At 52.0% G+C, this 12,337-nt stretch carries 9 protein-coding genes and 1 tRNA gene; 2 read left to right on the top strand and 8 right to left on the bottom strand.

Features of this window, described 5'->3' with window-relative positions; all coding sequences use genetic code 11:
* Positions 1-146 precede the first annotated feature (146 nt).
* Positions 147-1,004, bottom strand: coding sequence for a mechanosensitive ion channel family protein (locus ACGG9R_RS03395; RefSeq protein ID WP_390151455.1), 858 nt, complete (start codon positions 1,002-1,004; stop codon positions 147-149).
* A 403-nt stretch (positions 1,005-1,407) separates the two neighbouring features.
* Between ACGG9R_RS03395 and ACGG9R_RS03390 the strand changes: the two genes are divergently transcribed.
* Both ACGG9R_RS03390 and ACGG9R_RS03385 read left to right on the top strand, forming a co-directional pair.
* Positions 1,408-2,118: an AzlC family ABC transporter permease gene (locus ACGG9R_RS03390; protein ID WP_390151452.1), complete on the top strand. Its 711-nt coding sequence runs from the start codon at positions 1,408-1,410 to the stop codon at positions 2,116-2,118.
* On the top strand, positions 2,118-2,456 hold the full coding sequence (locus ACGG9R_RS03385) for a branched-chain amino acid transporter permease (protein WP_390151450.1): 339 nt from the start codon (positions 2,118-2,120) through the stop codon (positions 2,454-2,456). Before ACGG9R_RS03390 ends, ACGG9R_RS03385 begins: the two co-directional genes overlap by 1 nt.
* 110 nt (positions 2,457-2,566) lie before the next feature.
* Here ACGG9R_RS03385 and ACGG9R_RS03380 read toward each other — a convergent pair.
* The 7 genes from ACGG9R_RS03380 to ACGG9R_RS03350 form a co-directional block, all read right to left on the bottom strand.
* A tRNA-Glu gene (locus tag ACGG9R_RS03380) sits at positions 2,567-2,642 on the bottom strand.
* 197 nt (positions 2,643-2,839) lie between these two features.
* Positions 2,840-3,628: a type III pantothenate kinase gene (locus tag ACGG9R_RS03375; RefSeq protein WP_390151447.1), complete on the bottom strand. Its 789-nt coding sequence runs from the start codon at positions 3,626-3,628 to the stop codon at positions 2,840-2,842.
* A 330-nt stretch (positions 3,629-3,958) separates the two neighbouring features.
* Positions 3,959-4,528 (bottom strand): biotin transporter BioY, encoded by a 570-nt coding sequence (locus ACGG9R_RS03370; protein WP_390151444.1) that lies wholly within the window; start codon positions 4,526-4,528, stop codon positions 3,959-3,961.
* Between the two features lie 504 nt (positions 4,529-5,032).
* A complete protein-coding gene (locus tag ACGG9R_RS03365) occupies positions 5,033-6,022 on the bottom strand; it encodes a biotin--[acetyl-CoA-carboxylase] ligase (RefSeq protein ID WP_390151441.1) in 990 nt (329 codons plus the stop codon).
* A gap of 438 nt (positions 6,023-6,460) precedes the next feature.
* Positions 6,461-7,519, bottom strand: coding sequence for a [citrate (pro-3S)-lyase] ligase (citC, locus tag ACGG9R_RS03360; RefSeq protein ID WP_390151438.1), 1,059 nt, complete (start codon positions 7,517-7,519; stop codon positions 6,461-6,463).
* A gap of 419 nt (positions 7,520-7,938) precedes the next feature.
* Positions 7,939-9,258 carry a bifunctional folylpolyglutamate synthase/dihydrofolate synthase gene (locus tag ACGG9R_RS03355; protein ID WP_390151435.1) on the bottom strand — a complete coding sequence of 440 codons (1,320 nt, stop codon included), beginning with the start codon at positions 9,256-9,258 and terminating at the stop codon, positions 7,939-7,941.
* 88 nt (positions 9,259-9,346) lie between these two features.
* The gene (locus tag ACGG9R_RS03350) at positions 9,347-12,007 is read right to left on the bottom strand and encodes a valine--tRNA ligase (RefSeq protein WP_390151432.1); all 2,661 of its coding nucleotides are present in this window, start codon (positions 12,005-12,007) and stop codon (positions 9,347-9,349) included.
* Positions 12,008-12,337: the final 330 nt, after the last annotated feature.

Raw genomic sequence — 12,337 nt, 5'->3', positions numbered from 1 at the left:
GAATGAGGAATTAGGAATGAGGAATTAGGAATGAGGAATTAGGAATGGTGGTGCGGCGCATAAAAATCAGAAGCGCCGCGGAGTATAAATAGGGCGATGCTCGAAGATGGCATGTAAGTCACCAGTCACTAGTCACTAGTCACCAGTCACTCCTTCTCCGCCTGATGCACGACAAGCTGCGGGAAGGGGATATCGATCCCCGCTGCATCGAAGGCCTCCTTCACGCGGATGTAAAGGTCATTCTGCGCATCGAAGTATTTCGCACGTTCTACGGCAGCGCGGACATAGATGCGGATGGAGGAGTCAGCCATGCCGCTCACATAGATGGTGAGCTTTTCCTTATCGACCACATACGCATCCTCTGTGAATATCTTTTTGAGAAGCTCCACACAGGATTTCAGATCCGTGTCATAGCCGACATCGAAGGTCATCTCCAGATTTCTGGTATCATAGGCAGAAAAATTCTTGATGACGCTGCTCGTCAGAGAGGAATTCGGGATGACGATGCGCTGATTTCCCAGCGTCGAAAGCATGGTATACATGATGCTGATCTCCGTCACTGTGCCCTGATTCGAAGCGACCTGGATGTAGTCGCCCACACGGAAGGGACGGAAGATGAGGATGAAAATGCCGGAGGCTACATTGCCGATATTATCCTTGAGCCCAAGACCGATCGCCAGACCCACGCCGCCGAAAGCAGCCGCGAGAGTCCCTGTACCGACGCCTGCCGTTCCCAGAGCGACCAGTACGACGATGGCCAGACAGAAGAAGAAAATGATCTCTTCAATAAAGGTCTTTGCTGACGGATCCACGTCGCTCTTCTCCAGAATGTGCGCGACCGCGCGGCGGATGTTGCGGCAGATGATGTAGCCGATGATAAAAATGATGAGTGCTTCTAGGAAATCGATCCCGCGCGTCATGGCGAATTCCTTCAGTCCATTGATGAAGCGGGTGGTGATGCTGAGCTCGTCTGTGACGACCTTCGTGACAACGCTGGGTTCCATAGGTATTCTCCTTTACTCTTGATCGCTGGTATAGTCTTTTTTTCATTGTACCACAATTTTAGGATCCTAGGGATTAGGGATTGGAGATGAGGAGCGCCGAGCGACCAGTGACTTGAATACTACCTTCGGACATCGCCCCGTTTCGTCATCCTGAGCGGCAAGAAACGTCGCACTTGAGATAACGAATGCCAGAACAGCTGCGACCTCGTCATCGATCGCAGCGAAGCCGCCGCCTCCATTCCTAATTCCTAATTCCTCACTCGAAGCAGCGCTTTCATCCGTAATCAAGGGCCGCCCCGCCCCACTGGCTGCCCCTGACCCCTTTTCCCTTGTCATTCTCCCCCAAATAGTCTATGATGGTATTCAACTCTCATCCATCGTAACAGTTTTTAGGAGGACTCTTATGATGAGGAAAAATGGCGCCGCCATGGCGGCTTTGGCAGAGGCCTTTCCACTGACACTCCCCATTTTCGCGGGATTCTGGTTTCTCGCCTTTGCTTACGGTTTCTATATGAATACACTCGGCTTCTCCTGGGTCTATCCCATGGCAATGGCCGCGATCATTTTCGGCGGCTCTTTGGAATTCGTCACCATCTCCATGCTGCTTTCTTCCTTTGCCCCGATCGAGACATTCGTCGTCGCCTTCACCGTACAGGCACGTCACCTCTTCTATGGGATCCCGATGCTGGAGAAATACGCCGGCACCGGCTGGAAGAAACCCTTCCTCATTTATATGATGTGTGATGAGACATTCGCGCTGAACTACTCTGCCACCATCCCCTACTCGATCGACAAAGGCTGGTTCTACTTCTGGGTCTCTCTCTTAAATTTCCTGTACTGGTGCTCGGGCGCAGCGATCGGCGGTCTCTTAGGCGGCCTTATTTCCTTTGATACGAAAGGTCTTTCTTTCGTCATGACGACCATGTTCCTCGTTATCTTCCTTGAGCAGTGGATGAAAGAGAAGAAGCACTACACTGCCCTCATCGGACTCTCTTCCTCCATCGGCAGCCTTCTTCTTTTCGGAAAAGAGAATTTCATCCTGCCCGCCATGGGCCTCATGCTCCTCATCATGACACTGTATCGTAAGCCATTGGAAAAGAAAGGAGGCTTCTGATGAGCCCGCTTCCCTTCTGGCAGCAGTGCGTCATCATCGCACTCTGCTCTCTCGCCTCCATGCTTTCTCGCTCCCTTCCTTTTCTCCTTTTTAAGCCCGGGGCATCTCTTCCCTCCTACATCCGTTATCTAGGGAAAGCGCTGCCGTCTGCTGTCTTCGCACTCCTCGTCGTGTACTGCCTGAAGGATGTTTCTTTGCTGTCAGGAAATCATGGTATCCCGGAAGCCATTGCTCTCCTTGTGACCACGCTGCTCCACCTCTGGAAACGGCAGATGATGCTCTCCATGGCCGCCGGCACGATCCTTTACATGGGACTTGTGCAGTATGTGTTTCCTTGAAGGGAGCTGAGACTCCCTCATGGGGATCGCCCCATGTACCTTGGGGGCTCTTTATTCCCCATGTCATGCAAAAAGCGCCTCGATCCTTTCGAATCGAGGCGCTTTCACTTTGGTGACCGGTATGGGATTCGAACCCATACTCTCTGCGCTGAGAACGCAGCGTCTTAACCGTTTGACTAACCGGCCATGTGCAAATAATTATACACGACACGGGTAGAAATTGCAAGAGGGAAAAAAGAAAAAATGCAGAAATATCTGCCTCCGGGAAAACGCGAAATCCAATCAAGTCATGATTGGATCCGTATTCCCCCCGGAGGCCTCATGGATTCATGACGGAAGGATCCTGCGGGGAGCAGCGCAGGACCTGTAAATCGGGCACTCTCTTACGCTTCTCTCTTCTTATCCGCTTTATTTTTTTCATACAGGACAAGAAGCCCCTTCAGTGTCAGCATCGGATCCACGATGTCGATGGTCTTCGAAGACTTCGCGATGAGAGTGGCAAGACCGCCGGTCGCAATGACCTTGACATTTTTCTCATTCAGTTCCTCTTTGATGCGATTCACGATCTCATCGATCTGTCCGACGAAACCGTAATAGATCCCTGCCTGCATCGCGGAAACGGTATTGCGGCAAATGATGCTCGGCGTCTTGACCAGCTCGATGCGAGGAAGCTTCGAGGCTCTCTGGAAGAGGGCTTCCATGGAGATCCCGATGCCCGGTGCAACAGCACCACCCAGATAGTTCCCCTTGGTATCTAAGACGCAGAACGTAGTCGCAGTACCCATGTCGATGATGATCAGAGGGCATTTGTACTCATCCACGGCAGCTACGGCATTCACGATACGGTCAGCCCCAAGCTCCTTCGGGTTATCATAGAGTATATTCAGCCCTGTCTTGATGCCAGGTCCTACAAGGATCGGCTTGGTATGGAAGTAGCGCTGAGACATCGTTTCCAGAATAGGAATAATCGGAGGGACGACAGTAGAAATGATAATATCTTCTACCTCTTTGAAGCTGAGACCAGTCAGTTGGAAAAGATTGCCCAGCAGTGCAGCGTATCCATCCGCGGTCTGGAGGGTATCAGTCGCTACCCTCCAGTGACGGATCAATTTTCTATCCTTATATACACCACAGACGATATTCGTATTTCCTACATCAAAAGCAAGAAGCATGTGCATCTCCTCCAAGTGAATGGCGCATAGCCAATAATTTCAAGGGGTATTCTTGTCCTTCTGAAATCATCCCCCTTGTTACCATGTGTATCATGCAACAAAGTTTCCATTCTGTCAAGAGAAAAATGATTATTCTGATATGAATGAAAAATCCCATGCAGAAAGAGTTATGAATAAAAAAGAGGCGGGATGGGAGATACGAAGGGATGCTTGGCTGGCAGCAAGAAGGTCTGATACCGAATCCAAAATAAAACGTCTCACCTCAAAATGAGATGAAACGTTTTTAAGGACACACTGCTTCTCAGGTGAGATCAATACGTCTTTACGCGCTCAATGCTCCAAGGACGGATAGAATCCTGCCTGATGCAGCGCCTGACGGATACGGGTACCGGCAAGGACACCCAAAATGACTTTGATGAGATCAAACGCGATGAAGGGGAATACCGTCATGGTGAGCGCCGTCCACAGCGGCATGTCTTTGTCAAGGCCGTACTGGAAATAGCCCATGAACCATACCGTCCCCAGAGCATAGCAGCAGACAAGACCGGCCAGTGCACAGGCGATCTGGCGCACGAAGTGTCCCTTCTGTGCCAGGCGGAAGCCCGAGAGCCAGGCCATGACGACGAAGCCCAGATAGTAGCCGCCGACCGGAGAAAGGAAAATGCCGATGCCAGCCTTCCCCATGGTAAGGATCGGGATGCCAAGCATCCCAAGGAGAAGCCATAATCCGATGGAGATCGCGCCCCACTTCCGTCCCAGTACACCGCCGGCCAGCGCACAGACGAAGCTCTGCAGCGTGATCGGCACAGCACCGATGGGGAATGTAAACTGTGACAGGATCGCCATAATGCCCGCAAATAAAGCGGCACTGATCATATCATGCATGTGTCCTTTTTCCAAAGGAAAGACCTTCTTTCGTGAATGAGGAATAAGGGTTCAGGGTTCAGCGGGTTCTATAGGTAGGGCGAGGGTGGTGCGGCGCATAAAAACCAGAAGCGCCGCAGAATTTTGATAGCGCTTCGCGCCGTCGTCATTTCGAGCGTAGCCGAGAAATCTCTATGGCAGTAAGCTCATTGCCTGATGTGAGACAGTACCAAGACACCGTTTTTCCTCAGCACATACACGCTGATTTTCTGCAGTGCAGTAAAGATCCCTCGGCTACGCTCGGGATGACAATGCCAAAGAACCCCAGTCACTAGTTACCAGTCACTCCCGCTCCCCAGCCACTCATCCCTGCTTTCAAACTTGTGGTGGCGGCTCAGCCGCAAATAGAAAGAGGAACGATACGAGAATGCTACTATTTCTGAACTCGCGGCGCTCCCATATTATTTTGCGCCGCCCCTCGTTGAACCCATTGACCCTTCAGAACCCGTTTGTTTTTCACCACTTACCTGCCAACCGCACTTATCGTTTCGGGAGCGGCGCATCGATCGGGCGGATGGAGACATCGCCTGCGATGACGCGCTCGACCTTTTCACCGGTATCGACAAGGAGACAGCCATCCTTATCGATGTCGACCGCCTTGCCGGTATAGTTTTCCTCGCCCATGATGACGCGGACATCCTGACCTAAGGTGATGGAGAGAGCTTTCCAGTCCTCAAGCACCTTGTCAAAGCCCTGTGTCTGTGCGATCTCGTACTCCTTCTCCAGCTCTGCCAGAATGGCAGCGAGGAGATCCTTACGGGAAACATCGATCCCCTCTGCCAGGAAAGAGGTGGCACTTTCACGGAAGAGCTCCGGGAATTCGCTTTTCTTCATCCCTGTATTGATACCGGCACCGATGATGATGTAGTCGATCTTTTCCATGGAGGCAGACATTTCCGTCAGGATGCCGACCAGCTTCTTGCCGTGATAAAGAATATCATTCGGCCACTTGATGCCCGCGTCCTGAAGACCCAGACGGCGGATCCCACGGCAGACACCCACGGCTGCCATCAGCGTACATTTGGACGCTTCCAGCGGGAAGAATTTCGGACGGAGAATCAGCGTAAACCAGATCCCTTTCGCAAAGGGGCAGTAGAAGGAGCGCGTGAGACGTCCGCGACCGCCCGTCTGTTCCTCCGCTACGACGATGGTCCCCTCTTCCGCGCCCTCGCGCGCGATCTTCTTCGCTTCTTCATTCGTCGATGTGGTGCTGGAGAGATAGACCACATGACGACCAAAGGTCTCCGTGTGCAGCGCGCTGTCGATTTCCAGCGGTGTCAAAAGATTCGGCGCATAGATCAATCGATAGCCCTTGCGCGTGCTGGACTCGAAAATATAACCGCGTTCTTTTAAAATATTGATGTGCTTCCAGATGGCCGTCCGCGACACATGCAGATCCCGGGAGATCTGCTCGCCGGAGATAAACTGACCATTGGCTTTGCGGAAATAATCCAGAATTTCGTTTCGCATAGAAATGCCCCCTATACAGGAAATGTTTGGTTTACTATTTTTCCTTATTATAATCAGTTGTAAACCATTGGTCAACTATTTTATAAAGCAGGATTGACATTAGAAACAGGTTCAGGGTTAGCCCTTGGGGCGTCCCGCCCCTTGATTACGTTTGAAAGCCTCTCGCTTGTTCTAGTTAGGAGTGAGGAGTTAGGAGTGAGGAGTGGTGGTGCGGCGCATAAAAATATGGAAGCGCCGCGGAATTTTGATAACGCTTCGCGCCGTCGTCATCGGAAGCGTTGACGAGAGATCTTTCTTGCAGAACGGTCAGCGTGCCAACTGCGCTATTTCAGTCACCGCTTGCTCCTAATCCCTAATCCCTAATCCCTAATCCCTAGTCACCAGTCACCAGGAATAAGAAAAGGCTAAGCCATCCCATGATAGCTTAGCCTTTTCTCGTTATTTCGTTTTTCCTTCCATCTGTTTGAATGCTTCCTGCATCTTGATATTCCGGATCACTTTCTGCCCATCCTCGCTTCGAAGGTACGTCAGCGTGGTCTTCGGTACCATGCGGTAGACGGTCTCCCAGTCATCTGCCGCGAGAGCGCGGCGCACCGAGGAGGCGGAAACGATCTGATCGCCCTTCTGCTCTCTGGGAATGACCTTGAGCTCGATCCCGTTTTCAGCGAAGACCTCACGCATTGCCTGATTGTAGGCCAGCGTGGTCTTGTCGGTCGGCTCTTCGCCTACGAAGCGGACGGTGATATTCAGCGCAGGTGCGATGCGGGTAGCAAAGATGGTCGCATCCAGTTTCGTCTGCGCAGCGAGCTCATCCGTGCCTTTGATGAAGTAGGTCGGGAAGGTCGCATTGGAAATGATGAAATCCCCGCCGGAAATGACTTCGACACCCTTCATATCCTTCACGCCCTGCTTGATGAGAGTGAATCGGTTCGAGAAGGGGAAGACGCTCCTATCTTCCTGCACGGCAAAGATGATGACTTCATCACAGTTGTTATGTGCATACTCGACAAGGCTTCTGTGTCCCAAGGTGAAAGGATTGCAGTTCATGACGATCGCCCCGCGGTTCTTCCCCTCCCCGCTGCCCAGAAAGGTACGCACGCGCGCGAGATAGTCCTCGAGTGTATCTGTACCTGACTCTAAAAGCGCTGCATACGGCTCAGCGACAGCCACGCACTTGAAGCCCATGTGTTCAAAGACCGGTACATTCTTCGGCTTTGTGAAGATCTGATTTCCATTGATCCCGCGGCGGTTGGATTCCCCCTGCAGGTTCCTGATGATGCGGTGGGTCAGACCTTTTCGCTGATAATCGCTGCTGATCGCAATATCTCGCATGACGCGCCCGCCGAGCGAACCAGTGCCGATGAGCTTGCCATCATCAAAAAGTCCCATGGTATAGTCAATGATCCCCGTAAAAGTCAGATCAAAGCCTTTCAGGAATTCGACAACTTTTGCTTTTTCTTCAGGATCGGTCAGGAATATTTCACGTTCGGTAATCATATTGAGGTCCTCCTATAGGAAATCGCAGCCATGCCGCACTTACAGAAATGCTGATTTCCTTTCAAAATCAGTGTTTCCATAGAAATAGTCTTTTGTTTCGTGCTCTCATTATAACATATGCATGCGTATATGTATAACTCTTTTAGATAAATTTATCTATTTTAGAGATGATAGGTTCAGGGTTAGCCCATGAGCGTGCTGCCCCTTGATTCCGTTTGCCAGTTTTGCTTAAATGAGCAATTAGAAATGAGAAATGGATGCAGCGGCTTCGCCGCCACATCCCGTTGCACCCATTTAACCCTGAACCTTGAACCCCAAGACAAAAAACGGTTACACCGCCAGCTGGCGATGTAACCGTTTTCCTAAGGAAACACTGATGAAATCGTTGTCAGATTGAATCAGCGTTTCCCTTACTATGTTCAATTTCCGATCTTCTTTGCCATCCACTCCATGGCTTCGCCAAGGATGTAGAGGGAGCCGCAGATGATGACGACATCGCCATCTTTGGCTTCTTTCTGTGCCGAATCCAGTGCTTTCGTGACAGACGGCTCTGCCGTATGCACGGTTGCGATCTTCTGCTCATCGATCATGGCAGCGATCTCTTCCGGCTTTCTGGTGCGCGGTGTCGGTGCTTCCGTCAGGAATACACGGTCACCCTTGCGGATGAGGAGCTGGATGACGGTCTCCGTATCCTTGTCCTGAAGAGAAGTGAAGACAAGGACGCGGCGCTTGTCCGGGTACTGTTCCTCGATCGCTTCCTTCAGCGCTTCAGCGCCCGCCGGATTGTGTGCGCCGTCCATGACGAACGGGATACCGCCCAGATCATGGATCTCAAAGCGGCCCTTCCACTGGGCACGTGCAAGACCTTCACGCAGGTCATTCTCATTGACTCTCTCATCCTGCTTCATGATGAGCGTGAGTGCCATGGTCGCGACAGCCGCATTGACTGCCTGATGCGCGCCGACGAAGGGCACGAAGAGGAGACAGTTTTCGAGTTCCTTGGGCATGTCCTTGCGCTTGACGACGACGACCTGTCCATGACCGTACTTACTGCGGGTATCGATCTCAAAGTCTCTTCCATAGAAATAAAGGCGCGCTTTCTTATCATGCGCTTCTTTTTTCAGCTGCTTCAGCGGTACATGCTGGGCTGCGGTGACGACAGGGATGCCCTCTTTGATGATACCGGCCTTCTGATGTGCGATCTCCTCCAGATTCTTGCCGAGGTATTTCTCGTGGTCCATCGCTACATTCGTGATGACGGAAACGACAGGGATAATGACATTCGTAGAGTCGTAGAGCCCGCCCATACCGACCTCCATGACAGCGTAGTCGACCTTCTGTTCTTTGAAATACCAGAACGCCATAGCCGTCAGGAGTTCAAATTCCGTCGGAGCTTCGACGCCGTCAGCGATGGCTTTTTCTGCGGCTTCGCGGACGACGGTCGCAGCCTTCGCGAAGTCTTCCTTCGGAATATCATGGCCTGCGATGTGGATGCGCTCGGTGTAATCGATGAGATGCGGGGAAATGTAGCGACCGACTTTGAGTGTCGCATTTTCCAGCACACTGGTGATCATAGCCACCACGCTGCCCTTGCCGTTCGTACCGGTGACATGGATGACTTTGTAAGCCTTTTCCGGATGATCCAGACGTTCAAGGATGGCTTCGATGCGTTCGAGGCCCGGCTTGATCCCGAAGGATGCCGCCGCTTCCAGATAGGCGATAGATTCTTCGTAATTCATGATTTCTCCTTACTATAGTTAGCTGCTCGCTGCAAGCAGCAGGCAGGTAGCGGATGCCCTCTGCCTGCTGCACGCAGCCAACGGTCTTTTAGCCAAGCTTTTCCAGGAACTGCAGACGTTCGTCCAAAGACTTCATCTTTTCTTCAAAGGTCGCCAGCTTTTCCTTTTCCTTCGCTACGACAGCTTCCGGTGCCTTGGCGAGGAAGCCCTGATTGGAAAGTTTGCCGGACGTGCGGGCGATATCTTTGGCCAGAGCATCTTTCGCCTTCTGGATCTTTTCCTTTTCCTTCGCCGTGTCGATGAGGCCTTTGAGCTCGAGGTAGACTTCAAGACCTGTGACGACAGCCGCATTTGCATTTTCCGGCTTTGCCGCATCTGCTGAAAGGAGCTTCATGCCTTCGACATGGCCGAGTTTTTCAAAGTATTCCTTATTGTTTTCAAGGCAGGCTTTGAGGTCATCACGAAGGACAGCGATCTGGATATGGCAGGCTTTATTCGGGGTGACACCCGCTTCGGCACGCATGTTACGGACAGCCTTGATGCAGTCCATGATGCGATCGAACTGTTCTGCTTCGGTCGGGAAACGGAGCGCCTCGTCTGCCTTCGGCCATGGAGCTCTTGCCAGCGTTTCGCCTTCATGCGGCAGATGCTGCCAGAGGTGTTCCGTGATAAATGGCATGAACGGATGGAGCAGTGCCAACATGCGGGTCAGGGTGTACACGAGGACATACTGGGTGACTTTTCTATCCGTATTGTGCTGGCCATAGAGACGGCCCTTCGCCGTTTCGATGTACCAGTCACAGAAATAATTCCATGCGAAGTTGTAGATGCTGTCTGCCGCTTCACCGAGTTCATACTTGTCAAGGTTCGTGCCTACATAGTCTTCGGTGTAGGCGAGACGGTCGAGGATCCACTTGTCTGCCAGCGTCAGCTGTTCCTTGGTCGGGACGAAATCCTTGTCATAGTCATCCAGGTTCATCAGAGTGAACTTGGTCGCATTCCAGAGCTTGTTGGCGAAGTTTCTATTTCCTTCGACACGTTCATAGTAGAAACGCATATCATTGCCCGGGGTGTTGCCGGTCACCAGAGTGAAGCGGAGCGCATCTGCGCCGTACTTTTCGATGACTTCAAGAGGATCGATACCGTTGCCGAGGGATTTGGACATCTTACGTCCCTGAGAGTCGCGGACAAGGCCGTGGATGAAGACGTATTTGAATGGGATCTCCTTCATGAATTCCATGGACATGAACATCATGCGGGCTACCCAGAAGAAGATGATGTCGTAGCCGGTGACCATGGTGGAGGTCGGATACCACTGCTTCAGCGTCGGGGTCTGATCCGGCCAGCCCATCGTGGAGAATGGCCAAAGCGCAGAGGAGAACCAGGTATCAAGGACGTCCGGATCCTGATGGATATGCTGGCTGTGACACTTCGGGCATTCTGTGAGGTCGGTGCGGGATGCAGAGACAGCGCCGCAGTCATCGCAGTACCAGACCGGGATACGATGCCCCCACCAAAGCTGGCGGGAAATGCACCAGTCATGGATGTTCGACAGCCACTGGATATATGTTTTCGAGAAACGTTCCGGGACGAACTTGGTCTTACCGGAGGTAACAGCTTCCATAGCAGGACCGGCAAGCGGTTTCATCTTGACGAACCACTGCTTGGTGGTCATCGGTTCAACAACGGTCTTGCAGCGGGAGCAGTGACCGACCGCATGCTTTGTTTCTTCGATCTTGACGAGAAGACCGGCTTCCTTGAGATCAGCAATGATGGCTTTTCTCGCTTCGTAGCGATCCATGCCGACATACTTGCCTGCCTTTTCATTCATCGTGCCATCTTTGTTCATGATGACGATGGTCTCGAGCTGATGTCTCTGTCCGACCTCAAAGTCATTCGGGTCATGCGCCGGTGTGATCTTTACGCAGCCGGTACCATAAGCCATGTCAACGTATTCATCGGCAATGATCGGGATCTCACGGCCGGTGCCGGGAAGTGCGACCTTCTTGCCGACGAGATCCTTGTAGCGTTCATCTTCCGGATTCACAGCGACAGCGGTATCGCCCGGGATGGTTTCCGGACGGGTGGTCGCGATCTCTATGTATTTTCCCTCTTCGCCAGCGATCGGGTAATTGAAGTACCAGAGATGTCCGACTTCATCTTCATGTTCGACTTCGATGTCGGAGAGTGCTGTCTGGCAGCGCGGACACCAGTTCGTGATGCGGAAGCCCTGATAGATCAGACCTTTTTCATAGAGGGAAACAAAAACCTCGCGAACGGCACGCGCACAAATATCATCCATGGTGAAGCGTTCACGGGACCAGTCGCAGGAAGAGCCGAGGCGGCGGATCTGCAGCCCGATGCGGTTGCCGAATTTTTCCTTCCACTGCCATACACGTTCCAGGAATTTTTCACGGCCGAGGTCATATTTATTGAGACCTTCTTCAGCGATCTGCTTTTCGACCTTGACCTGCGTTGCGATGCCGGCATGATCTTTGCCCGGCAGCCACAGGACATTGTAGCCCTGCATTCTCTTGTAACGGATCAGAATATCCTGCAGGGTATTGTCGAGCGCATGCCCCATGTGCAGCTGGCCGGTGACATTTGGCGGCGGCAGCACGATGCTGTACGGTTCTTTTTCAGGATCTGCTTCATCATGGAATACACCATGTTCTTCCCAGAAGTTATACCATTTCTGTTCGATCTGACTGGGATCGTATTTTCCCAGATCTTTCATGTCTTCTGCCATATCGTTCACTCCTAAATAAAAAAATCTCCTTCATCCACATAGGACGAAAGAGTGCTTCCGCGGTACCACCTAAATAATCAGTAACTGATCGCTCATTCGCGCGTAACGTGCGCCGCGGACAGATCTCGCTGTCAGCTCCGGGGTGACCCGCTGTTTCCTTCCTGCCGCCTTTCCAGCCCCGGCGGCTCTCTGTGAGAAATTTCCCAGCTTCTTCCCATCTTTGCTTGTACATATACGTTAGTATGATAGCAGGATTTAAAGCAAAATGCAAGAGGAAAATGGGAAGGGTTGGAAGGTTCATGGTTAGCCTCTGGGGCGTACTGCCCTTTG

Origin of the sequence: Dialister sp. i34-0019-2H8 (assembly GCF_042846925.1) — a bacterium.
Classification (GTDB): domain Bacteria; phylum Bacillota; class Negativicutes; order Veillonellales; family Dialisteraceae; genus Dialister.
The sequence above is the reverse complement of the archived record's forward strand: the minus strand, read 5'-3'. Positions and strand labels throughout refer to the sequence as shown.